General features: G+C 67.4%; 24 protein-coding genes and 1 tRNA gene. 11 read left to right on the top strand and 14 right to left on the bottom strand.

Features of this window, described 5'->3' with window-relative positions; all coding sequences use genetic code 11:
- Nucleotides 1-6: 6 nt before the first annotated feature.
- Entirely contained in the window at nt 7-474 is a 468-nt protein-coding gene (locus tag CK944_RS08010) for a DUF6644 family protein (RefSeq protein WP_239986004.1), read from the top strand.
- On the opposite strand, the gene CK944_RS08005 is transcribed toward CK944_RS08010, so the two are convergent.
- Genes CK944_RS08005 through CK944_RS07995 form a run of 3 tightly spaced genes read right to left on the bottom strand, consistent with a single transcriptional unit; the run spans nt 471 to nt 3,314 of the window.
- Nucleotides 471-1,085 carry a glycosyltransferase family 29 protein gene (locus CK944_RS08005; protein WP_103172538.1) on the bottom strand — a complete coding sequence of 205 codons (615 nt, stop codon included), beginning with the start codon at nt 1,083-1,085 and terminating at the stop codon, nt 471-473. The genes CK944_RS08010 and CK944_RS08005 overlap by 4 nt on opposite strands.
- Nucleotides 1,082-2,119, bottom strand: coding sequence for a glycosyltransferase family 4 protein (locus tag CK944_RS08000; RefSeq protein ID WP_192877740.1), 1,038 nt, complete (start codon nt 2,117-2,119; stop codon nt 1,082-1,084). Before CK944_RS08000 ends, CK944_RS08005 begins: the two co-directional genes overlap by 4 nt.
- A 4-nt stretch (nt 2,120-2,123) precedes the next feature.
- Nucleotides 2,124-3,314, bottom strand: a complete 1,191-nt coding sequence (locus CK944_RS07995) for an MFS transporter (RefSeq protein WP_103172536.1) — start codon at nt 3,312-3,314, stop codon at nt 2,124-2,126.
- Nucleotides 3,315-3,476: 162 nt separating this feature from the next.
- Between CK944_RS07995 and leuB the strand changes: the two genes are divergently transcribed.
- The 3 genes from leuB to CK944_RS07980 all read left to right on the top strand — a co-directional run bounded on the left by leuB (nt 3,477) and on the right by CK944_RS07980 (nt 5,684).
- On the top strand, nt 3,477-4,601 hold the full coding sequence (gene leuB, locus CK944_RS07990) for a 3-isopropylmalate dehydrogenase (protein ID WP_103172535.1): 1,125 nt from the start codon (nt 3,477-3,479) through the stop codon (nt 4,599-4,601).
- On the top strand, nt 4,601-5,560 hold the full coding sequence (locus CK944_RS07985; protein WP_103172534.1) for a DMT family transporter: 960 nt from the start codon (nt 4,601-4,603) through the stop codon (nt 5,558-5,560). The genes leuB and CK944_RS07985 overlap by 1 nt, the downstream gene beginning before the upstream one ends.
- 47 nt (nt 5,561-5,607) lie before the next feature.
- A tRNA-Pro gene (locus CK944_RS07980) sits at nt 5,608-5,684 on the top strand.
- Nucleotides 5,685-6,273: 589 nt separating this feature from the next.
- Here CK944_RS07980 and CK944_RS07975 read toward each other — a convergent pair.
- Nucleotides 6,274-7,062 carry a DUF4394 domain-containing protein gene (locus tag CK944_RS07975; RefSeq protein ID WP_103172533.1) on the bottom strand — a complete coding sequence of 263 codons (789 nt, stop codon included), beginning with the start codon at nt 7,060-7,062 and terminating at the stop codon, nt 6,274-6,276.
- A 213-nt stretch (nt 7,063-7,275) separates the two neighbouring features.
- Between CK944_RS07975 and CK944_RS07970 the strand changes: the two genes are divergently transcribed.
- Both CK944_RS07970 and CK944_RS07965 read left to right on the top strand, forming a co-directional pair.
- Nucleotides 7,276-7,836, top strand: coding sequence for a sigma-70 family RNA polymerase sigma factor (locus CK944_RS07970; protein WP_103172532.1), 561 nt, complete (start codon nt 7,276-7,278; stop codon nt 7,834-7,836).
- The gene (locus CK944_RS07965) at nt 7,833-8,543 is read left to right on the top strand and encodes an anti-sigma factor domain-containing protein (protein WP_103172531.1); all 711 of its coding nucleotides are present in this window, start codon (nt 7,833-7,835) and stop codon (nt 8,541-8,543) included. Before CK944_RS07970 ends, CK944_RS07965 begins: the two co-directional genes overlap by 4 nt.
- A 185-nt stretch (nt 8,544-8,728) precedes the next feature.
- On the opposite strand, the gene CK944_RS07960 is transcribed toward CK944_RS07965, so the two are convergent.
- On the bottom strand, nt 8,729-9,625 hold the full coding sequence (locus CK944_RS07960) for a LysR family transcriptional regulator (RefSeq protein WP_103172530.1): 897 nt from the start codon (nt 9,623-9,625) through the stop codon (nt 8,729-8,731).
- A 142-nt stretch (nt 9,626-9,767) separates the two neighbouring features.
- On the opposite strand from CK944_RS07960, the gene ampC reads away from it, so the two are divergent.
- On the top strand, nt 9,768-10,931 hold the full coding sequence (gene ampC / locus CK944_RS07955; RefSeq protein ID WP_103172529.1) for a class C beta-lactamase: 1,164 nt from the start codon (nt 9,768-9,770) through the stop codon (nt 10,929-10,931).
- Between the two features lie 204 nt (nt 10,932-11,135).
- Here the strand turns inward: ampC and CK944_RS07950 are convergent, their stop codons facing one another.
- The 8 genes from CK944_RS07950 to CK944_RS07910 form a co-directional block, all read right to left on the bottom strand.
- Nucleotides 11,136-12,665 (bottom strand): ABC transporter permease, encoded by a 1,530-nt coding sequence (locus CK944_RS07950; protein WP_103172528.1) that lies wholly within the window; start codon nt 12,663-12,665, stop codon nt 11,136-11,138.
- A complete protein-coding gene (locus CK944_RS07945) occupies nt 12,646-13,305 on the bottom strand; it encodes an ATP-binding cassette domain-containing protein (RefSeq protein ID WP_103172527.1) in 660 nt (219 codons plus the stop codon). Before CK944_RS07945 ends, CK944_RS07950 begins: the two co-directional genes overlap by 20 nt.
- Before the next feature lie 7 nt (nt 13,306-13,312).
- Complete coding sequence (locus tag CK944_RS07940; protein WP_103172526.1) at nt 13,313-14,182, bottom strand: putative selenate ABC transporter substrate-binding protein; 870 nt, start codon at nt 14,180-14,182, stop codon at nt 13,313-13,315.
- A 409-nt stretch (nt 14,183-14,591) separates the two neighbouring features.
- Nucleotides 14,592-15,518 carry an AEC family transporter gene (locus CK944_RS07930; protein ID WP_103172524.1) on the bottom strand — a complete coding sequence of 309 codons (927 nt, stop codon included), beginning with the start codon at nt 15,516-15,518 and terminating at the stop codon, nt 14,592-14,594.
- Nucleotides 15,519-15,532: 14 nt separating this feature from the next.
- Entirely contained in the window at nt 15,533-15,811 is a 279-nt protein-coding gene (locus CK944_RS07925) for a sulfurtransferase TusA family protein (RefSeq protein ID WP_371411657.1), read from the bottom strand.
- On the bottom strand, nt 15,808-16,320 hold the full coding sequence (locus tag CK944_RS07920) for a DUF2478 domain-containing protein (RefSeq protein WP_103172522.1): 513 nt from the start codon (nt 16,318-16,320) through the stop codon (nt 15,808-15,810). The genes CK944_RS07925 and CK944_RS07920 overlap by 4 nt, the downstream gene beginning before the upstream one ends.
- A 5-nt stretch (nt 16,321-16,325) precedes the next feature.
- Complete coding sequence (locus CK944_RS07915) at nt 16,326-16,949, bottom strand: response regulator transcription factor (protein WP_103172521.1); 624 nt, start codon at nt 16,947-16,949, stop codon at nt 16,326-16,328.
- Nucleotides 16,950-16,958: 9 nt separating this feature from the next.
- A complete protein-coding gene (locus CK944_RS07910) occupies nt 16,959-18,281 on the bottom strand; it encodes an ATP-binding protein (RefSeq protein ID WP_146038625.1) in 1,323 nt (440 codons plus the stop codon).
- An 86-nt stretch (nt 18,282-18,367) separates the two neighbouring features.
- On the opposite strand from CK944_RS07910, the gene CK944_RS07905 reads away from it, so the two are divergent.
- The 4 genes from CK944_RS07905 to CK944_RS07890 are packed head-to-tail and all read left to right on the top strand — an operon-like array spanning nt 18,368 to nt 20,460.
- Nucleotides 18,368-18,820: a GAF domain-containing protein gene (locus CK944_RS07905; protein ID WP_103172519.1), complete on the top strand. Its 453-nt coding sequence runs from the start codon at nt 18,368-18,370 to the stop codon at nt 18,818-18,820.
- Nucleotides 18,813-19,190, top strand: a complete 378-nt coding sequence (locus CK944_RS07900) for a GFA family protein (RefSeq protein ID WP_103172518.1) — start codon at nt 18,813-18,815, stop codon at nt 19,188-19,190. Before CK944_RS07905 ends, CK944_RS07900 begins: the two co-directional genes overlap by 8 nt.
- Nucleotides 19,187-19,813 (top strand): LysE family translocator, encoded by a 627-nt coding sequence (locus tag CK944_RS07895; RefSeq protein WP_103172517.1) that lies wholly within the window; start codon nt 19,187-19,189, stop codon nt 19,811-19,813. The genes CK944_RS07900 and CK944_RS07895 overlap by 4 nt, the downstream gene beginning before the upstream one ends.
- Nucleotides 19,810-20,460 carry a pseudouridine synthase gene (locus CK944_RS07890; protein ID WP_103172516.1) on the top strand — a complete coding sequence of 217 codons (651 nt, stop codon included), beginning with the start codon at nt 19,810-19,812 and terminating at the stop codon, nt 20,458-20,460. The genes CK944_RS07895 and CK944_RS07890 overlap by 4 nt, the downstream gene beginning before the upstream one ends.
- Here CK944_RS07890 and CK944_RS07885 read toward each other — a convergent pair.
- A complete protein-coding gene (locus CK944_RS07885) occupies nt 20,457-20,909 on the bottom strand; it encodes an Rrf2 family transcriptional regulator (RefSeq protein ID WP_103172515.1) in 453 nt (150 codons plus the stop codon). The two genes, CK944_RS07890 and CK944_RS07885, sit on opposite strands and share 4 nt — an antisense overlap.
- Nucleotides 20,910-21,051 lie beyond the last annotated feature (142 nt).

Below are 21,051 nucleotides of genomic sequence, written 5' to 3'. Positions count from 1 at the left end.
CGGGTGGTGGAGCTTGCGGCCTGGGTCGAGGCGTCAAGCCTGGCGCGGGTGCTGCGCGGGTCGGGCACCCTCTACATGGTCCTGAACGCCACGCATATCCTGGGGATCGGGCTGCTGCTGGGCGCGATCCTGCCGCTGGATCTGCGGATGCTGGGCGTGCTGCGCGGGCCGTCCCTGGCCGTGATCGGCCCCTTCCTGTCGCGCATGGCGGGTGCGGGGCTGGGGCTGGCGATGCTGACGGGGTTCTGCCTGTGGTCGGTCGGCGCGACCGAATACCTGGACAATGCTGCCTTCCGGTGGAAGCTGGTGCTGCTGGCGGCGGCGCTTGGCAATGTCGCCCTGCTGCACCGGCTGGGCTGGCAAAGGGTCGTGGCCACCGGGGTTGCCGACAGAGCCACGCGGGTGCTGGCCGGGATCTCGGCGGTGCTTTGGCTGTCGGTGCTGCTGGCCGGCCGCTGGATCGGGTTTCTCTAGGCCAGCGTCAGGCGGGCATCGCTGCGGCGCAGATCCGCGACCCAGGCGGCTTCGGCGCCGAAGTCGTGGGGCACCTGGTCGGCGGTGCGCCGGCCCGACAGGCTTTGGCTGGCGAAGAAATCGAAGCCGTAAAGGGTCAGACCTGCAAGCGAGGACCGCAGCAGCAGGTCGATCAGCATCGCCCCGGTGGTCGGCGGCGCGGCAAGGCGGTCCTTCAGCGCGTGATAGTCGGGCAGGGGATGCAGATAGAAACCGGGGCTGCTGGCGACCCGCCAGCCCAGCCGCTTGCGCTTGGGCGACATCCACAGCAGGCGCGACGGGTTCAGGCGGTCGCGATCCTCATGGGCCAGGCGGACCGCCAGGGCCAGCCAGTCGGTGCGGGTGCCGTGGCTGTCGGGGCTGGGCATCGGCGCGCGGTTGATGCGGATCACCAGGTCTGCGGCGTCGATGGCCGCGCCCTGACGGGTTTGCGCCAGAGACCGGGCATTGCCGATCAGCGCGACACGCTTTCCCTCCAGGTCCGCCAGCAGGTTGCCTTGCGGGACCGACAGGGATTGCAGCGCGGTTTCATCGCGTATCAGGCGGGCGGAATAGAAGGACAGCTTGTTCATGGCCGGGCCAGCAAATCGTTGTAGATTTCGACCAGAGCGCGGGCCTCACCTTCGATGGCGTGGTTGGTGGCGACATGGTCGCGGGCCGCGCGTCCTGCGGCGGCGCGGGCCGCGTCATCGTCCAGCCAAAGCCGCAGGGCATCGGTCAGCGCATCCAGATCGTCGGGCGGCACCAGGCTGCCGGTGACGCCGTCGCGGATCAGCGTTTCATAGGCGCCGACGCGGGCCGCGACCGTGGGCACGCCGCAGGCCATCGCCTCCAGCGGCGTCAGGCCGAAGCCCTCCCAGCGGGCGGGGGCCGCGAACAGGTCGAGCGCCTGATAATGGCGCACCACCTGGTCCCAGGGAAGTTCGCCCAGGAAGCGGATGCGGTCTTCCAGGCCTGCTGACCGGATTTCCTCCAGCAATTCGTCGGCGAAGGCGCGGTTGTCGGGCGTGATGCGGCCGGTGAAGACGATCTGCACGCGCGGGCGGTCCGGCAGCAGCCGCAGCCCCGCGCGGACCAGAAGATCCACGCCCTTCTGCGCGCGCACCCGGCCGAAGCAGCCGATCAGCACCGCATCGGGGTCAACGCCCAGTTCGCGCCGCAACGCGGCCTTGTCGGCAGGCGGCTGGAAGACCGCGGTATCCACCCCGTGCATCACCACCGTCGCGGGCCGGTCCAGATAGCTGGCCGCCTTGTCCGATGTCGCGACAAGCGCGTCCTGTTGGCGGATCAGCCATTTGGTGAAGCCCGTATGGCGGCGCTGCGCGGCGGATGTGAACAGCAGCCGGTACTTGCGCCGCAGCAGGTGCCGCAGGATCAGGCCAAGCGCCATTTCCGTGTTGCGCCGCGCGTGCCAGACCCGCCAGCGGTCGCGCGGCATCAGGGCCGCGCGGATCAGGGGGATATGCGGCACCTCGGGCGGCAGGCCGGGGCCGGTGGCGCGGATCGCGATGGTGCGGGCCTGCACCGGGATCAGCCGGACCACGGTCGCGGTGACGCCCGACAGGCGGCGCTTGAGGTTGGGGGCGACAACCAGAGGGTCCGTCATCGGATCAGGCATTCCGGGCCTCGGGCGTCAGGAAATACAGGGCGAAGCCGATGGCAAGCGGGATCAGGAAGAACCCGAACAGCATGGCGAAGGCCTGCGGCGGGGCATAGGCCGCAGCCGCCGCCTGGAACACCGGGCGCGAGGCGAACTGCATCACGCCGACGCCGCCGATGGAAATCATGTTGAGGAAGGTCACGCCCCGGCCCACCAGGTGATCGGGCAAAAAGGACCGCCCATGCGCCATCAGCAGCACATAGCCCGCCCCCGACAGGCCGATCAGCGCCAGCAGCACCACCGCCGCCGCCAGGCCCGGATCGGGGTTCATGACCAGGAACCCCATCACCGCCAGCGTGCAGCCCGTGAAGATCAGCACCGTCCGGCGCAGGCTGCCCACCAGCCGCACGGCCGGGGCCACCAGGAAATTGCCCGCGATCATCGCCAGACCCATCGCCAGCGTCGCCCGGCCGATCAGCACGGCATCGGCCTCGAAGACGCGTTCTAGATAGGGCGCGGCCCAAAGGCCCCGGATCGCGCCCGAGGCCGCGTAGTTCACGAAGAACAGGGGCAGGATGAACCACAGCGCGCGGATGCGCAGCACCTCGGCCAGCGAACCCTGCGGCTGGTCCGCGCCCAGCCTGGCGGGATCGCGCACGGTGCCCGCGATCAGCACCGCCACCGCCACGGTGGCCACGCCAAGGCCCGCCATGGTCGCGCGCCAGCCAAGCGCCTCGATGGCCCAGACCAGCGGTGTCGCCCCCAGGATATTGCCCAGCGAGCCGAAGCCCACGATCATTCCCGCCATGCCCCCGAAGGCCGCAGCCGGATATTCGCGGGCGATGATGTAGTATGACCCCATCAGCGCCGGCGCGCAGCCCACGCCCAGCAATGCCATTGCCAGATGCAGGTGCCAGGGCGCCTGGGCCAGGGCGAAGACCGCTGCCCCCGCGCCGCCCGCGCCGCCCAGCAGCAGGGCCACCGTCAGGCGCGGCCCGATCCGGTCCAGCATCCGCCCCACGGGGATCTGCATCAGGGCGAAGGCCGCGAACCACAGCCCGGACGACAGCGCCAGGTCCCCCGGCCTGGCCCCCAGTTCCACCCCCAGGACCGGCGTCAGCACCGCCAGGAAGGCGCGATAGAACTGGCTGAGGACATAGGCCAGCACGAGGCTGACGATGCCCACGGAAATGGCTGGCATGCGCGGTGCTTCCCCTTCGCGGCGTCGCGCGCAGGCTGGGCCATCGCGGCGCCGGGTGCAAGACGTGCAATTCCGCGGGCCAGACCTTTGGCGCCCCCGCCCCCGCTTGACCCCATCCCGGCGCCCGTCTAACCCGGAACCCGCGTCAAGAGGGAGGCCCGCATGTCCGACAGCTATTCGCTTCTTATCCTGCCCGGCGACGGGATCGGCCCCGAGGTCATGGCCGAGGTCGTGAAGGTCATCGACTGGTTCGGGGCCAATCGCGGCATGTCCTTCGACATCCGGCAAGGTCTGGTCGGCGGCGCCGCCTATGACGCGCATGGCACGCCCCTGACGGACGAAACGATGGCCGAGGCTCAGGCCGTGGACGCGGTCCTGCTGGGCGCGGTCGGCGGGCCCAAATACGATGTGCTGGATTTCAGCGTCAAACCCGAGCGCGGCCTGTTGCGCCTGCGCAAGGAAATGGATCTTTACGCCAACCTGCGCCCGGCGCAGTGCTTTGACGCGCTTGCCGATTTCAGCAGCCTCAAGCGCGAGGTGGTGGCGGGCCTCGACATCCTGATCGTGCGGGAACTGACCTCGGGCGTCTATTTCGGCGAACCGCGCGGCATCCATGCCGACGGCAACAACCCCGACAACGAGGGCGGCCGCGTCGGCATCAACACCCAGCGTTACACCAGCGGAGAGATCCGCCGCGTGGCCCGGTCCGCCTTCGAACTTGCGCGGCGCCGCAACAACAAGGTCTGCTCGATGGAGAAGGCCAATGTGATGGAATCCGGCATCCTCTGGCGCGAGGAGGTGCAGTGGGTCCATGACAACGAATATCCCGACGTGGAGCTGACCCACATGTATGCCGACAACGGCGCGATGCAGCTGGTGCGCAACCCGCGCCAGTTCGACGTGATCGTGACCGACAACCTGTTCGGCGACCTTCTGTCGGACGCCGCTGCGATGCTGACCGGGTCGCTGGGGATGCTGCCCTCGGCATCCTTGGGCGCGCCGATGGCGAATGGCCGGCCCAAGGCGATGTATGAACCCGTCCATGGCAGCGCGCCCGACATCGCGGGGCAGGGCAAGGCCAACCCGATCGCCTGCATCCTGTCCTTCGCGATGGCGCTGCGCTATTCCTTCGACGAAGGCCAGGCAGCCTCCGACCTGGAACGGGCGGTGGAAAAGGTGCTGGCGGACGGCGTGCGCACGGCCGACCTGATGGGTCCCGACGGCGGCACGCCCGTGTCCACCGCCGAGATGGGCGACCGGATCGTCGCGGCCCTGTCGCAAGCCTGATGGAAGCCGCGTCCAACGTCCGTGGCGCGGCCCTCGCCCTGCTGGCGATGGGCATCTATGCGACGCATGACGCGGTCATCAAGGTGCTTGGGGCGCAGTATCCCGCGCTCCAGGTGCTGTTCTTCTCGTCGCTGCTGTCCTTTCCGCTGGTGATGGTCATCATCATGCGCGATCCCACGCCCGGCACGCTGCGGCCCGCCAATCCCGGCTGGGTCGCGGTCCGCACGGTGGTGGGGGTGATCGCCGGGATGGGCAGCTTCTTCGCCTTTTCGCAACTGCCCCTGGCGCAGGTTTATTCGATCCTGTTCGCGGCGCCGCTGCTGGTCACGATCCTGTCGATCCCGCTTCTGGGCGAGAAGGTCGGCCCGCACCGCTGGGCGGCGGTGGTGATCGGCCTTCTGGGGGTGCTGGTCGTGCTGCGGCCGGGCGCGCAGTCGCTGGGATGGGGTCATCTCGCGGCGCTCGCCTCGGCCATCGCATCGGCGACGACGGCGGTGATCCTGCGCAAGCTGGGCCGGTCGGAACGCCCCTTGGTGCTGTTGATGTGGCCGATGCTGGGCAATTTCCTGGCCACCGGCGCTTCGCTGGCCATCGGCTATCGCCCGATGGAACTGCCGCATTTGGCCCTTGCCGGGGTGATCGCCTGCCTGGGCCTTGTCGCGGGCTTCCTGCTGATCCTGGCCTACCGCGCCGGAGAGGCCGCGATCGTCGCGCCGATGCAGTATTCGCAGATCCTCTGGGCCACCGCCTATGGCTGGATCTTCTTCGACGAGGTTCTGGACCTGCCGACCTTCGCGGGCGCCACGATCATCATCGCATCGGGCATCTATATCGTCTGGCGCGAAGGCCGGGGCGGCAATTCCGCCAACCGCCCGGTGATCGCCTCTCGCATCCGGGCGGAAACGGTGACGGCGCCGCGCACGTCGCTTCTGCAAAGAATATGGCCGCCGCGCCCCTGACGGGGCTTGCAATCCTGCCCGCCCCGCGCTACCTGCCCCGTCACGGTCGGAGCGTAGCGCAGCCTGGTAGCGCACCTGCTTCGGGAGCAGGGGGTCGGAGGTTCGAATCCTCTCGCTCCGACCAGTTTTCCCGTATGGATTGCCACTGAAGTCTTCCTCGAATGGCCACTATTCCTTCTTCGAGGCAGCGAGGCTGACGGAAGGCGCGAAGAATCACGCCCACGCTTCTCGCCGATGTTTTTCCCTTTGGCAGCAGACTGAGATCGTCCTGGCATCAAGCTTGGTAAAACGGCCAGATGCCTTGGAATGCCGAAGAAGACCAAACCGGACCATTGCCAAAGCACATCGCCGCTTTGCGGGAAAGTGTCGGACCGCCTGGCGGTGAGGGGCGTAGCTGTTCATCCTCTGGGCTTGCGTGAACTGGTTTTTCGATCTTGCGCATCATGACCCTGGACTAGCCCCGATTTTCGTCCCATCGCCTGCTGCCGCTTGAACCCGGCTGGTGACAGGATGCATGGGAGGCGGCACGTCGCCCCGGCCGAGAACCGGCCCCAAGGCCCGGCCACAAAGTGCAGCTCACCTTGCATCCCTGCAAGACACACGGTCGCTTTGAAGCCGTCCGTAAAACTGCCCGTGCCCATCATGGCCGCCTCGCCTCTAAATCGGCGGAAAAGGCGGCCATGAAACAGGGACCATCCAGTCCGAACGGGACGCTACATTGCGGGCATGACCGCAATGTCGGTCAGGTCGCCGTCGATGCCCTCCAGCCTGCCGACCTCGGTTGCGGCACCTGTTTCCAGATCGATCGTATAGATCGTACCCCCCGCGACCAGCCAGGCGGTGTTGATGCCGTCTTCGGCAGTCTGAATGTCGAAGGCGGGGGTCGTGTCGTCCATGGCGATGCCCAGCTTGCCCACGGCCGCCAGCGTTCCGTCATTGGGCGAGGTTTGGCGGATAAGAGCGCCGATGGTGGTGTCGATGTCATACATCGCCGTTTCCTCGGGCTTGCCGAAGCTGTTGGTATAGGCTGCCGCCGCGATCATCGGCATCTCGCCCGCGTGCATGTCGCCTTCCTCGAAGGCCAGGCTGCCGTCCACCGTGACTTCGCCCGTCTCGACATTGACGCGGTGGTTTGTCGTGCCGGTCATCAGCCGCAGCCGGTCGGCCATCGGATTGAAGTCAACGATCACCGGCATCTCGGAGGCGGACAGGGGCATGTTCATGGTTGAAAGCTCGGTCGCGGCGCCGGTTGTCGCATCCAGGGTGACGATCCGGTTGTCGCTGGTCACGCCCACCAGCGTGCCATTGCCGGGACGATAGTCGATCCCGACCAGCATCTCGACGCCCGTGATGGGCATCGTCGACACCTGGGCCGGGGTTTCGCTATCGAACATGGCAAGCGTGGTGCCATCGACGAGGCCAATCACGGGGGCAGCGGCGGCGATGCTGGCGGTGACGCCAAGCGCCAGGGTGGCGGCAAGTGCGGTGCAAGATACAGTCATGTCTCGATCCTTTCGGTTTGCAGGCGACCTGGGCCACCCGTTCCTTCAAGACACGGCAAGGCGCGCTTCTGGATGCAGCGGGCGGATTATTTTTTCGGACCGCATCCGGCGGCGCGGTCGATGTGTCGGGGTGACATGGAAACCGCATCGCGACGGCTGGACCACCCGCGCCTTGGCGTGCAACCCTGTCCCGCGACAAGGGGAGGCACACGCATGATCGCACCCGCCGCTGCGGCATCGGAAGATCTGGCCGACGCGCTGCAGCGCTGCGCCGCAGGGGACCAGCATGCCCTGCGCCAGATCCTCGATGCCGAAGGCGGACGGATGCTGGGTGTGGCGCATCGGATGCTGCAGCGGCGCGATCTGGCCGAGGAGGCGGTGCAGGACTGCATGGTCCAGATCTGGCGCAAGGCACATCAGTTCCGGGCAGGCGACGGGTCGGCCCGAGGCTGGATTTTCGCGATCCTGCGCAATCGGTGCCTGAACGTCCTGCGCGATGGCAGGCGTCTGGAAAGCCTTGCGCCGGCCGACCTGACCGCAATGCAGGACGCGCGCCTGCAGGCGGCGGGCGCGGGACTGGATGCGCTTGGCGACCAGGTCGCGCTGAAGGACTGCCTGCATGGCCTGGAACCGGCATCTCGGCGTGCTATCCTGCTGGCCTATGTCGGCGGTTTCACCCATGGCGAGATCGCGGCGATCCAGTCGGTGCCGCTTGGCACCGCGAAGTCATGGATACGCCGGGGTCTGGACCTGCTGCGGAGGTGCCTGTCATGACGCAAGATACCCTGGACGCCCGCGCCGACGCCTTTGTGCTGGGTCTGCTGGACGATGACCAAGAGGCAGAGGCCGAGGCTGCCCTGATTGCAGACGCGACCTGGGCCGCGGCTGTCGCGCGGTCGCGCGACAGGCTGTTGCCGTTGGACATGACGGCCGAAGAGCATCCTGGCGCGGAAGCCCTGTGGGAGGGGATCCGCGCACGCCTGGCTGCGTCCCAGCCGATCCCGCTGCCGACGCCCAACCCGGTTCCGACAGCCGCCAACAGTCCCCGGCGCCCCGGCCGGATGCTTCCTGCGGGCATCGCCGCTGCCATCGGCATTCTGGCGGGCGCGGTTCTGGGCGGATCCTGGTTCGCGCCCGAGCCGGTCGTGATCGCCGTGCTTCTGGACAATGCGGGGGCCCCCACGGCCGTGGTCGAGGATTATGGCGGTGCCGATGCCCGCATCCGCTTCGTCAACGGCGTCGAGGTTCCGCAGGACCGGCAGATGCAGGTTTGGACGCTGCCTTCGGCAGAGATGGGACCGATTTCCCTGGGCCTGCTGACCGGCACCGGCACGGCTGACCTGGACGCCCCGCGCCTGCCGGAACCCGCCGATGGCCAGCTTTACGAGATTACGCTGGAACCGCGTGGCGGCTCGCCCACGGGGCGGCCCACCGGCGCGATCCTCGCCAAGGGGCTGGCAGCCCGGCAGGAGGGCATCTAGCCGCGCTTGAAGGCCAACCGTCCCGGCCCTGTCCCGCAGCATCGTGTGGTTGGACAGAAGCATTGCACGATCCATCCTCGGGTATGCCCCAGCTTGTGATTTGAACCGGACCGCTCAACCTCGGGGGAAGTGTCGCAGTTGATGGCAGGCGCGCGGCAGCAGGGCCAACTCGGCCGTTTGAATTCCTAGGCCGTCAATTGTCCCGTACCTTCATCGCAGAACAGTGCCTGCTGGAGCCACTGGCGAAAGCTCCGCATGCCTGTGGTCTCTGGTCGGGACTGAAGCCGCGTCAACCAGTAGCTTCCCAGGGCAACCGAATGATCGAAGGGTCGAACAAGCCGTCCTGTCCTTTCCCAGTGGCTGAGCAGTGCGGCGGGAAGAAGGGCGACGCCGTGCCCCTGTGACGCCATGTCGGCCAATGCGACCGAACTGTCGAGGATCGGTCCGCGCAACGGCGGGCAGATCAGCCCTTGGCCTGTAAACCACCCTTCCCATTCGCCTGCCCGATAGGACCGCAGCAAGCGGTGTTTGTTCAGATCTTCGGGAGAAATGACGGAGAGAGCAAGAGATGGCGCGCACATCGGGGTCAAGGGGGCGTTCAGGATCCGCCAGGCGTCCAGGCCGTGCCAGGATCCGTCACCAAAGCGGATCGCCAGATCAAGACCTTCAGCCGGGATACTGACGCGATTGTTGTTGGTGAACACCCGCAAGTCGACTTCCGGGTGGGCTGCCTCGAAGTCCGCCAGCCGCGGAATGAGCCAGCCTGTCGCAAAGGTCCCCACCACGCCCACATGCAGAGCTTCGTGATAGCGCCCTCCCGAGAAGCGGTCGAGCGTGTTGCCGATCGCATCCAGGGATCTTGTCAGCACAGGCGCAAGGGCGGCACCTTCCTCGGTCAGGACCAGGCCTCTCGGCACCCTTCGGAACAGCGCTACGCCAAGTCGATCCTCAAGATTGCGGATCTGATGGCTGAGAGCCGCCTGGGTGACGCAAAGTTCCACCGCCGCCTTGGACAGCGTCAGGTGGCGGGCAGCCGCCTCGAAGGCCCGAAGGGCGTTAAGGGGGATGTTCGGTCGATCCATGGCCGGGCCTATTAGTTTTCCTCACCTGTACCGCAAGAAACGATCATTTGAAGCCTGCCGTCAGGTCGCCTTACCTCCATCCAGTAAGTTTTCCTCATGGTTCGGACGCGGCCCTGTCCGCCCGACCAAACGCAAGGCAAAGATGATGATCATTGTTCGACTTCTCGGCTTCGCAACCGCGATGCTCGCCGCTTCGGCCCATGCCCAGGACCTGACCCGGCAGGACTTCCAGGCGATCAGCGAAAGTGTCTTCCGGCCGGTCATCGAGGAGTTCGACATTCCAGGTATCGCAGTCGGCGTCACGCTGGAAGGGCGGCATTACGTCTTTGCCGACGGCATGGCCGATCGCGCGGCGTCTCGTCCCGTCGGGCCCGATACCATTTTCGAGCTTGGATCGAACAGCAAGCTGTTCAACGTGGCGCTTGCCGCCCTGGCGGAAGAAAAGGGTCTTCTGTCATTGCAGGACCCTGTTTCGGCAGGGCTTCCCGTGCTTGCTGGCACGGCTTTCGACGGGATCTCGCTTTACGATCTGGCCGCCCATGCCACCGGCGGCCTGCCTTTGCAGGTCCCGGATGATATCGCCGATCATCAGGCGCTGATGACCTATCTTGCCGCCTGGAAGCCCGAAGGAGACACCAAATCCCTCCGTTCCTATTCGAACGTCAGCATCGGCCTGCTTGGCGTGATCACGGCCGAACGGTTCGGGAAGTCCTATGAAGATGCCATCAACGAGGATCTGCTGCCTGCGCTTGGCCTGAACAGCACCTTTGTCACGGTGCCGAAGGCGGCGATGGGACATTATGCCTTCGGATACGCGCGGACCGATGACAGCCCGGTCCGGGTCAGCCCCGGCATGCTGGATGCCGAAGCCTATGGCATCAAATCCACAGTCACAGACATGATCCGCTTTCTCGACGCCCACCTTGGCAATCTCGCCCTTGAGGACGCGATGACGGCGGCACTGGCCAAGACCCGGATGTCAGAATTCGATACCGCCCACTATGCCCAGGCCATGGTCTGGGAAGGATATCCGTGGCCGGTGGATGCTTCCGAACTCGCGGCCGGCAACTCGGCTGACATGGCGATGACACCGCAGCCGATGACACGACGGGCAGCGATAGCCCTGGACGGCAAGGTCTTTCTCAACAAGACCGGCGCGACCAACGGGTTCGGCTCCTATGTCGCGATGATCCCTTCCGAGCAGATCGGCGTGGTGGTGCTGGCGAACCGGAACTATCCCAACCCTGTCAGGGCCGAGGCCACGCGCAAACTGATCCACCTGCTTCTGGAGGAGGGCGCGGAATAGTCAGCAAGGTGGGCGCATCGAATTGGCTCTGTCGTCTCGCATCGCGGCCGCCTGGCGGCGCGGCGACAACCGGGCTGATGGGCCTGCGCGGAATGGCAGGGCTGCCTGCGTAAGTTTTTGCACCCCTTTTGGCGGAAAGCGGCCTGACAGCACTGCGCCGCGGCCTTCCGACCTGACATGCTCTTCAACGGTGTTCCGGCGACCTCATGCAGCCGCGGCGCCTTGCCTCAGGTCCTTGGGCGCGATGGCCGCCCGCGTCCTTCGGGACAACCAGTCGATGGCCACCGTCGCCAGCATCGTCACGATCAGCAAAACGACCGCCCGGTCGATGCGGATTTCCTGGATCGCGCGGTCGACGTAGAAGCCCAGGGTCGGGATGCCCAGCAGGCCGATGATCGCGGATTCGCGGACGATGATCTCCCACCGATAAAGGCACAGCGCCAGGAACGAGCCATAGATGCGCGGCAGCAGCTCATAGGCGTAAAGCACGATCCCCCGAGAGGCGTCGGGTCGCAGGTTCTGGTGGAGATGCGCCGATTGCCGGCCCAGCAGGTGGGCGATGATCGCGCCATTATGCAGCCCCAGTGCCAGCACGGCAGGCAGCATCGAGGGGCCGAAGATTTGCAGGGCGAGATAGGCCAGCATGTATTCGGGGGTCGAGCGGGCGATGACCAGCGCCACATGGCCGAGCGCCGCCCCCAGCCTTCCCGCGACCGGCGGAACGGTCAGCGGAAAGCCCAGCAGCGCGACAAGCCCGGCCAGCACCAGCGCCAGTTGCGCCACGATCAGCGTCGCCGCCAGCCCCGGCAGCGCCTGCCCGGCCAGCAGGGTCCACAGCCAGTCGCCGAAATGCGCCCATGTTCCCGGATCGCCAGGATCGCCGCTTCTCAGCGGCGCGGGCACGATGTCATGGGTCAGAAAGCGGACCAGCGCGCCGGGGGCCATCGGCGGGTTGGGCATGGCGGCCATGACAAGGATCGCGGCGGTCAGGTAGACCGGCACCAGCGGCCGGCGCATCCACAGCCGCATCGTCCCGATCAGCACATAATAGATGATGAGCACGGCGGCGACCGCGCCATACATCCCCTGCTTGAAGAACGTGTCGAGCGAAAAGCCCAGCGTCGGCAGGCCCACGAAGCCCAGGACCGCGCTGGACCGCAGCCCGCATTCCAGCCGGTAGAGCAGGTAGGTCCGGAATTCGCGCCGGGCCAGCGGCAGGCGGGCGAAGAAATGGACCGAGATCAGGTCGGCGCGCGGCGGCATGGCGGCGGCGGGCCGGGGATCGGCCTCGTCCAGATACTCCGCAAGCACCTTGGCGAAGATGCCCGCATAGGGGATCGCGATGGCCAGGATCCCCGTCGTTGCCGAAAGCCCCGTGATCTGCATCAGCAGGATCGCCCAGAACAGTTCATGGATCGACCGAACGGCGATGCAGAAGTTCCGCACCAGCACGAAGCGGTAGAATGGTGCAAGCACGAAGCCCGCCGAGGCCCCCAGCGCGACCCCGCACATGGCAAAGGCCACGGTCAGCACGGCCGCCCAGCCAAGCGCCTCGATCGACGAGAAGTCCGGCGAGAGAAGCCCCGACGCCATCCGCCGCAACTCGGCCCAGGGGTCGTGTCCGCCCAGCCGGAAGTCCGCGAAAGGCAGCAGCATCGCCGCCAGCACGACGAAGACAAGCGCCGTGCCGACCCGGCCCAACCGCCGCCGGCGTTCAGGCACGGTAGAGGTCATGGATGTCACCGTCCGAAACATCGGCCGTCGGCCGGTCGAAGAATATCCGGCCCGCGCGGATACCGACAAGGCGGGTGGCGATCCGCCGCGCCAGAGCCACATCGTGCAGGGCCAGAAGGATCGTCCCGAACCGCCGCCCCAACTCGTCGATCAGGGCGGCCGCGTGACGTTCATCCACCGCCGATACCGGCTCGTCGCCGATCAGCACGCGGCCGCCGCGATGGATGGCGCGGGCCAGTGCCGTCCGCTGCTTCTGACCGCCCGACAGGGTCTCGACGGTCGCGCGGGCAAAACCGTCCAGCCCCACTGTTTCCAGCACCGGCGCGATGGCGCGGCGCTCGGCCCGGAAGGGCCAGGCGAGGTTGGCAAGGTTGTAGGCCGCCCCATGCGCGTCGAGCCGGCCCATATAGACGTTGTGGAAGACCGACAGTTGCGGAACCAGCCCGTGTTCCTGCGGGATCAGCGCGATGTCGGGAAAGCTTTCGGCCATGCGGGCATAGGCGGCGTTCAGCAGCGTGCTCTTGCCTGCTCCGCTGCGGCCAAGCAGGACGACCCGTTCCCCCGGACGCAGGGTGAAGTCCACGTCCGAAAGAACCGTGGTGCGTCCATAGGACAGCACCTCTCCGCTGAAGTTCAGCATGGGCGCTTCAGTCCAGGATGCCCAGCGCCCGCCCCGTTTCCTCGATCGGCGCATAGTCGTCGTTGGTGGCCTCGACGAACCCCTCGCGCGGGAACGAGGCGAGAAGCTCGGGGTCGTCCATGCCGATCAGCGCCTGCTTCACCTTCTCGGTGAAGCCCGCGCCGAAGCGTTCGTCGGCATCGCCCCGGATGGTCCAGTTATAGTCGGGATAGGGCGGCGTCTTCCAGATGACGCGGGTGGTCGCGACCTCGGGGGCGCCTTCGGCCACCGCCGTGTCATAGACGGTATAGTTCAGCGCGCCCACCTGATAGGCGCCCGTCGAGACGAGCCGCAGCGTCTGCCCGTGATCGCCCGAGAAGCCCACCTGCGAGAAGAATTCCTCCGGCGCCTTGCCCGTTTCCCCGCGGATGTGGAACTCCGGCATCAGCCGGCCCGAGGTCGAGGTCTGGGCCCCGAATGTGAAGCTCATCCCTGCCGCGTCCAGGGGGAAATCCTCGGACGGCTCCAGCCCCGTGCTTTCATGGGCGATGAAGTAGGACACGAAGGCCCCGTCCTCGGTCCCCTGCGCCAGCGCCTGCGAGCCGGGCACCGCCAGCCGCGCCTGCACGCCCGAAAGGCCGCCGAACCAGGCCAGTTGGATCTGGTCGTTGCGGAAGGCCGTGACCGAAGCAGCATAGCTTTTCACCGGCACGTATTGCACGTCCACGCCAAGTTCCTCCGACAGATACTCGGCGACCTTGCCGAACCTCTCCATCAGGCGGGTTTCGTCGTCGTCCGGGATAGCCGAGAAATAGAGGGTCGGGGTCTGGGCGCTTGCCGCAATGCCGCCGAGCACAAGGCCGAGGGCTGCGACCGCGCCGCCGATCAGGCGATGCATGTCGATTCTCCGTGATAAAACTGGGCCTGCACCTGAACGGCGCCGACAGCCGCTTTCGGCCATCCGCAGGTTCGACCGCCATACGTCGTCAGACGTGAGCGCCCACGGCGCATCGAGGGTCTATTCCAGAGCTTGGAGGGACGCTAGCCGCAGACGCTTGCAGAGGCAAGATTGCTGATCACCGGAAAGCGGGCCGGTCTGGGTTGCGGCACCGACAGGACCTGCAGGGACCGCACTTGCCCCGGCAGTTCCTAGGACGCCTCGACCCGCCACGATGTCCTCGATCTCCCCGGCCAATTCGGCAAGCCGTTCGGCCGGTTCAGCGGGCAAGTCCACCATCATGGCGCTGCGGCCGCCCACGCTCTTGACGAAGATTGCGGGGCGGAACTTCAATGCCCGGATTTCCCTTCTACGCCTGCCCGATCAACAGCATGACCACCGGTATCGTCACGATGCTGGCGGCGGTCGATATCAGGATCGCGGCCGATACGCGCTGCTGGGCCACGCCGAAATACTGCGCCAGGATATAGACATTGCCCGCCACGGGCAGGGCTGCGGCGGCCACCATGACGCCCGCCGCCACCGGCTCGACCCGCAAGGCCCAGGCGGCCAGCCCGACGGCCAGCGGATGCAGCACCAGCTTGGCCGCGCTCAGCCAGCCAGAGGCCGCAAGCCTGCCGATCCGGCGCCCGGCCAGGCTGGCACCGATGGCGAACAGCGCCCCCGGTGTCGCGGCCGCGCCCAGCATCACCAGGAACTCGTCCAGGGGACCGGGCAGGGGCAGCCGCATCTGCGCCCAGGCCAGGCCCGCCACCATCGACAGGATCATCGGATTGGCGACGATGCCGCGCAGGATCGGCACGACCGTCGCCAGGCGAAGCCCGCCGCTGCGGCCCGCATGGATGATCAGGGTGATCAGCGTGGAAAAGACCAGCATGTCGATGGTCAGCACCATCAGCACCGGCCCGACGGCCTGTTCGCCCAGCAGCACCACAAGCATCGGCACGCCCAGAAAGCCCGTGTTGCCGATCATGCAGCACTGCGCCTCCATCGCCGCCTCGGCCACGGGCAGGCCGCGCGCCCGCGCCGCGGCCATGCCGATCACCCAGACGGCCAGCGATCCCCCCAGATAGGCCAGGACGAACCGCCCGTCGAACAGCGCCGCCAGATCCAGCCCTGCCGCAAACCGGAACAGCATGGCCGACAGCGCGAAATAGAAGACGAACCTCGTCAGCCATGCCGCGCCTTCCTGCGGAAAGAACCGCGTTCGCGCGGCCAGCCAGCCCAGGCCGATCAGCCCGAAGAAGGGCAGGGTTTTCAGAAAGACCGCCAGCATCCCATCTTCTGTGTCTAAATATCCTCGGGGGGTAAGGCCGCCATGGCGGCCAAGGGGGCGGAAGGCCCCCTTTCGACGGTGAATTCATGGACACCGCCGCCGATGTCGCGCTGCGCCACCAGCCGATGCCCGGCGCCGTCGCAGAAATGCGGCACATCGACCAGGGCCATGGCATCGCTCGCCCACAGCCGCACCCGCGCGCCCGCCGGCTGTTCCAGCAGGACCTTGCGCAGCCGCAGGACCGGCAGCGGGCACAGCAGCCCGCGCGCGTCGATGACCGGGGCCTGGGTCACTGCACGCCCGTGACCTGGTCCAGGCACCATTCGATCAGGCCCCCCGGCGGGACAGGCTCGCCCATGCCGTCGCAGAATTCCGCAAAGGCCGCGCGCTGTTCGGCGGGCACATGCAGCAGGACCGGCACGTCCTGGGCGATGGCCTGGGCGATCACGCTGCGAAAGCCGCGGCCAATCGCCTCTTGCCGGCCGAACTTCGGCACGATCAGCAGTTCCGCCCCGGCAAGCCTTGCCGAAACCCGCGCCGCCGCCATTTCCAGGGCGCCGGGATCCAGACGGCAGCCGCTGGAGCCCGTGCCCAGCGACTGGGAAATGCGGATCGGCATGTCTTCCTCGCCCAGGACCAGCACATCCATGTCGCAGGCGCAATCCGCACCGCGGTCGGTGTTCTGCTGAATGGCGCCCGCCAGCCGCAATCCCGCATCCGCGAGGCCGGAACACAGCCGCGCCAGGATGCGGTCGGCCTCTCCCGGCGGGGCGTCGTCGTCCAGGCTGAACCATCCCAGCATCGGTCTCATACTCCGCTGTCCAGGGCGAATTTCATCAACCCGTTGATGCCGTCCACGCCCAGCTTCTTCTTCAGGGCCGAGGATGTGTTCGCCGCCGTCTTGTAGCTGACATCCAGTTCGTCGGCGATGGCCTGAAGGCCAAGACCCCGGCCGATCAGCGCCAGCACCTGCCGTTCGCGGTCCGACAGCGCCCCCAGCGGATCGGCCGAAGCCCCTGCCCGCAGCGTCGCCAGGGCCATCGCGTGCTTGGGCGACAGAAAGAATTCGCCCGCTTCCAGCACCCGCACCGCCTCGCGGAAATCGGCGGGGGGCGCGTTCTTCGACAGGAATCCCTGCGCGCCCGCCTGCAGGGCGCGGGCGGCAAAGCCGGTCTGGTCGTTCATCGAAAAGATCAGGATGCGCGCGTCGGGGGCGACATTTCGCAGCGGCGCCACCAGATCCAGGCCGCCCGCGCCCGGCAGGCTGATGTCCAGCACGATCAGGTCCGGCGCCTCGCCCGATGCCAGTTGCGCCAGCGCATCCTCGCCCGACATGGCCTGGCCGATCCGCTCGTATCCCAGGTCGCGCAGCAGGCGGTTGGCGCCCAGATGGGTGATCGGGTGATCGTCGATGACAAGCGCGGATTTCATCTGTGGCCTTCATTCGGACTGCTGCAAGGGCAGGCTGGCGCTGATGGTGGTCCCCCCCGCCCCCGAGGACAAGGACAAATCGCCGCCCAGCAAGGTGATGCGTTCGCGCATCCCGGTCAAGCCGGTGCCTTCGCGCGTACCGGGCGCCATGCCTTGCCCGTCGTCCGACAGTTCGATCCGCCAATGGGCGGGATCGGTCCACAACCGCACCGTCACGCGCGACGCCCCCGCATGGCGCAGGGCGTTCGTCGTGCCCTCCTGCACGATGCGGAACAGGGTCAAGGCGGTCGCCTCGTCGGGTTCGGCCAGGCCGGGTGCCAGATCCAGGTCGATGTCGAGGTCCGGGAAACGCCGCCCCAGATCGGACAGGTAATCCGCCAGCACCGCCGCCAGCGGCAATTGTCCGATGGCGGCGGGGCGCAGATCGCCCAGCAGGGCGCGGTTCACGCGGGCGATCTCCTCGGCGATCTGGGAAATGGCGGCCGCATGGCCGGCAATGGCGGGGGTCGGGGCGGCCTCGTGCAGGGCATCGGCCTCGACCCGCAGGCCGAACAGGCAGGGCCCCATCTCGTCATGCAGGTCGCGGGCGATGGCCTTGCGCTCCTCGTCGCCGCGGGTGACGACACGGCGTTGCAGCCGCGCGCGGTCCGCCTGGGCCCGTTGCAACGCCTGGGCCAGGTCGTCCACGCCTGCGGCGATGGGTGCCAGGTCGCGCTGCGCCACCGGTCCCACGCGCGCCGACAGATCGCCCCGGCGCAAATCGGCCAGCCGCCGGGCGATGTCGGCGACGGGCCGCAGCGCCTGCCGGGTCGCCAGCAGGATCAGGATGCCCTGGACGACCGAGGCAAGCGCGGCCAGCCCCAGGAAGGCCGACAGGTTGCGCCAGGCCAGGGCGATCTCCTCGGCCGGGTCGCTGGCGATGAAGACATAGCCGCGCGGGCGGCCCTGGATCACCACCGGCAGGCGGGTTTCCAGCAGGTCCGGGGCCACAAGCCGGGCGAACCATGCGGGTGCCTGGGCATGGGCGGCCGAGGGCGCCAGCGCCCGGCGCACCACGCCGTCCATGACATCGACCGTGCCCAGGGTCACATGGCGCGGCACCACCAGCCTTTCGGGCAGAAGCTGCATGATGCGGTCGGGCGGCACGGCCCCGTGCATGGTGCCGACGGTGGCCAGCACCAGGGCGCGGGCGGTGTCCACGGCCAGCCGGGTTTCCGAGACGATGTCACGGCGCGCGCCTTCCAGGCTGGCCACGGCCAGGGCCGCGAACAGCGCGGCCTGCATCGCCAGGATCACCAGAAGAATGCGCTGCGTCAGGGAAAGCCGGTTCATGGCGCGCAGATTGGCCGACAGGCCGGGTCGCGTAAATGGAAAGATGGCGGCTTTTCGTGCCGCCCCGCGCGGCATAGAAGGGCGCCATGACAGATTATGACGCCCTTTCCGCCCGCATCCGCGCCCTGGCTCATGGCGAGACAGACGAGGTCGCATTGATGGCGACGCTTGCCTGCGAAATCCACCATTCGGACGACCGCTTCGACTGGACCGGCTTTTACCGCGTGGTGGCGCCCGAATTGCTGAAGATCGGCCCCTATCAGGGCGGCCACGGCTGCCTGGTGATCCCGTTCTCGCGCGGGGTCTGCGGGGCTGCGGCGCGCACGCGGCAGATCCAGCTTGTCCCCGACGTGGACGCCTTTCCCGGCCATATCGCCTGCGCCAGTTCCACCCGGTCGGAAATCGTCCTGCCGGTTTTTGGCAACGGCGGCCGCCTGATCGGCGTTCTGGACATCGACAGCGACCAGCCGGACGCCTTCACCGACGAAGACGCGACCCGCCTGGCCGCCATTCTGGAGGAGGTTTTCGGCCATGTCTGACTTCACCGGGCGCTGCCTGTGCGGTGCCGTCACCTTCAGCGGCACCTGGGGCGGCGATCCGCTGCGGGCCTGCCATTGCAGCCAGTGCCGCCGCTGGTCGGGCCATGTCTGGGCCGCCGCCGGGACCGAGGGCCTGACGCTGGATGGGCCGGTCAAATGGTTCCAGTCCTCGGACCAGGCCGAGCGGGGCTTCTGCCCGGAATGCGGCAGCAGCCTGTTCTGGCGCCGCCTGGACGGCAGCGGGGTCGAGGTCGCGCCGGGCGCCGTGGACAACCCGACGGGGCAGCGGTTGCAGGGTCATATCTATGTCGCCGACAAGGGCGATTACTATGACATCACGGACGGCCTGCCGCAGGAACAGCAGGGATGATCTGGGACACCGTCGCCGCCATCCCCCTGGCGCAGCTGACCGCCTTCGTCGCGGGCGGGCTGATGCTGAACGTCGCGCCCGGCCAGGACGTGTTCTTCGCCAGCGCCTGCGGCATCCAGGGCGGGCCGCGGGCGGGCGCGCTTGCGGGCTTCGGGGTCGGTTTGGGCGTGCTGATGCATGTGACGCTGGCGACCGTGGGCCTGGGCGCCATCGTCGCCGCCCATCCCGGCGCGTTGCTGGCCGTGAAATACGCGGGCGCGGCCTATCTGTTGTGGCTGGCTTGGAAAAGCTGGCGGGCCGGTCCCGCCGATTCATCGGCGCGCGGCAGCGTCAGGCCCTGGAACATCATCCGGCGCGGCTTCCTGTCCAATGCCCTGAACCCCAAGCCCGTGCTGTTCCTGCTGGCCTTCCTGCCGCAGTTCACCAATCCCGCCTGGGGTCCGATCTGGCAGCAGATCCTGGGCCTGGGGCTGATCTTCGCCTTTACCGGCACGCTGGTCACGATGGGCTACGGCATCGTCGCGGGCTATGCGGGCCATGCGATCGGGCGGCGCCTGGGCCTGATCAACAAGATCGCCGCCGTGATGTTCGCGGGCCTGGCCATCCGGCTGGTCACGAAGTGACCGCCTTCACCTATGCCCCGCCGCCCGATGCGCCCCAGGTGATCCATGCCGATCACGAGATCCTGGTGGTGGGCAAGCCTGCGGGCCTTCTGTCCGTCCCGGGCCGGGGCGAGGGCAAGGACGATTGCCTGATCAACCGGCTGCGCGGGGCGTTCCCGACCGTGCTGCTGGTGCATCGGCTGGACCAGGACACCTCGGGCGTGATGGTCTTCGGCCTGACGCCCCATGCGCAGCGCACCCTGGCCAAGCAGTTCGAGGACCGGAAGGTCAAGAAAACCTATGTCGCGCGCCTGTCCGGGCGGCTGGAGCCGAAGACCGGCACCGTCGATCTGCCGCTGATCGTGGACTGGCCGAACCGGCCGCGCCAGAAGGTCGATCACGACCAGGGACGGCCCGCGCTGACCGAATGGCGGGTGATCCGTGCGAGCGATGCCGAAACCCGCGTCCGACTGTTCCCGCTGACCGGGCGCAGCCACCAGTTGCGCGTCCACATGGCCGAAACCGGCCATCCGATCCTGGGCGATCCGCTTTACGCGACAGGTGCGGCGGCCGATCATCCACGCCTGATGCTGCACGCCGAAAGCCTGCGCCTGCGCCATCCCGACAGCGGCGTGCAGGTCAGCTTCAGCCAGCCCGCGCCGTTCTAGGCCCCGATCACCTGTTCGGCCACCTGTTCGGACCGCAGCATGTCTTCCAGCGTCAGCGATTCGATCAGGATCAGATAGGACCAGAAGATCTCGGCAAAGACCTTGCGGATGCGGCAGGACGCCTCGTCCCGGCAATCCTCGCAGCGCTGATAGGCGCGGCGCGACAGGCAGGGCAGGGGGGCGATCGGCCCGTCGATCAGCCGCAGCAGTTCCGATATGGAAATGTCGCTGGGCCGCTTGATCAGAAGATAGCCGCCCGACCGCCCGCGGATGGAACTGACCATGCCCGCATTGCGCAGTTCCAGCAGGATCTGTTCCAGGAACCGCTTGGGCGTGTCGGACCTGCGGGCGATCTTTTCGATGGTCAAGGCCTCGGGCGCAGGCTGGGCGGCCTCGTCCCCCAGAACCAGCATCGCCTTCAAGGCATATTTCATCTTCTGCGTGATCATGGCCCACACTAGGGCGAAGAAATACCCGTATCAAGGTCGAGATTTGCAGACGAGACGATCCCTCCATAATATACGATTAAGACGCTAGACATTTGCTGTTTTTGTGGCACTCTGGCGGCAAAACCGCTTCCCCGAGGCCCGT

This window comes from Paracoccus sp. SY, assembly GCF_002901215.1.
GTDB lineage: Bacteria > Pseudomonadota > Alphaproteobacteria > Rhodobacterales > Rhodobacteraceae > Paracoccus > Paracoccus acridae.
Note: the sequence above shows the minus strand (reverse complement) of the source record. Positions and strands in the feature narration are given on the sequence as shown.

What these genes read in the sequence shown, in the direction of transcription:
- CK944_RS08005 (WP_103172538.1), bottom strand. Translation starts at nt 1,085, where the DNA reads ATGAACAAGCTGTCCTTCTATTCCGCCCGCCTGATACGCGATGAAACC.
- CK944_RS08000 (WP_192877740.1), bottom strand. Translation starts at nt 2,119, where the DNA reads ATGACGGACCCTCTGGTTGTCGCCCCCAACCTCAAGCGCCGCCTGTCG.
- CK944_RS07995 (WP_103172536.1), bottom strand. Translation starts at nt 3,314, where the DNA reads ATGCCAGCCATTTCCGTGGGCATCGTCAGCCTCGTGCTGGCCTATGTC.
- leuB (WP_103172535.1), top strand. Translation starts at nt 3,477, where the DNA reads ATGTCCGACAGCTATTCGCTTCTTATCCTGCCCGGCGACGGGATCGGC.
- CK944_RS07985 (WP_103172534.1), top strand. Translation starts at nt 4,601, where the DNA reads ATGGAAGCCGCGTCCAACGTCCGTGGCGCGGCCCTCGCCCTGCTGGCG.
- CK944_RS07975 (WP_103172533.1), bottom strand. Translation starts at nt 7,062, where the DNA reads ATGACTGTATCTTGCACCGCACTTGCCGCCACCCTGGCGCTTGGCGTC.
- CK944_RS07970 (WP_103172532.1), top strand. Translation starts at nt 7,276, where the DNA reads ATGATCGCACCCGCCGCTGCGGCATCGGAAGATCTGGCCGACGCGCTG.
- CK944_RS07965 (WP_103172531.1), top strand. Translation starts at nt 7,833, where the DNA reads ATGACGCAAGATACCCTGGACGCCCGCGCCGACGCCTTTGTGCTGGGT.
- CK944_RS07960 (WP_103172530.1), bottom strand. Translation starts at nt 9,625, where the DNA reads ATGGATCGACCGAACATCCCCCTTAACGCCCTTCGGGCCTTCGAGGCG.
- ampC (WP_103172529.1), top strand. Translation starts at nt 9,768, where the DNA reads ATGATGATCATTGTTCGACTTCTCGGCTTCGCAACCGCGATGCTCGCC.
- CK944_RS07950 (WP_103172528.1), bottom strand. Translation starts at nt 12,665, where the DNA reads ATGACCTCTACCGTGCCTGAACGCCGGCGGCGGTTGGGCCGGGTCGGC.
- CK944_RS07945 (WP_103172527.1), bottom strand. Translation starts at nt 13,305, where the DNA reads ATGCTGAACTTCAGCGGAGAGGTGCTGTCCTATGGACGCACCACGGTT.
- CK944_RS07940 (WP_103172526.1), bottom strand. Translation starts at nt 14,182, where the DNA reads ATGCATCGCCTGATCGGCGGCGCGGTCGCAGCCCTCGGCCTTGTGCTC.
- CK944_RS07930 (WP_103172524.1), bottom strand. Translation starts at nt 15,518, where the DNA reads ATGCTGGCGGTCTTTCTGAAAACCCTGCCCTTCTTCGGGCTGATCGGC.
- CK944_RS07920 (WP_103172522.1), bottom strand. Translation starts at nt 16,320, where the DNA reads ATGCTGGGATGGTTCAGCCTGGACGACGACGCCCCGCCGGGAGAGGCC.
- CK944_RS07915 (WP_103172521.1), bottom strand. Translation starts at nt 16,949, where the DNA reads ATGAAATCCGCGCTTGTCATCGACGATCACCCGATCACCCATCTGGGC.
- CK944_RS07910 (WP_146038625.1), bottom strand. Translation starts at nt 18,281, where the DNA reads ATGAACCGGCTTTCCCTGACGCAGCGCATTCTTCTGGTGATCCTGGCG.
- CK944_RS07905 (WP_103172519.1), top strand. Translation starts at nt 18,368, where the DNA reads ATGACAGATTATGACGCCCTTTCCGCCCGCATCCGCGCCCTGGCTCAT.
- CK944_RS07900 (WP_103172518.1), top strand. Translation starts at nt 18,813, where the DNA reads ATGTCTGACTTCACCGGGCGCTGCCTGTGCGGTGCCGTCACCTTCAGC.
- CK944_RS07895 (WP_103172517.1), top strand. Translation starts at nt 19,187, where the DNA reads ATGATCTGGGACACCGTCGCCGCCATCCCCCTGGCGCAGCTGACCGCC.
- CK944_RS07885 (WP_103172515.1), bottom strand. Translation starts at nt 20,909, where the DNA reads ATGATCACGCAGAAGATGAAATATGCCTTGAAGGCGATGCTGGTTCTG.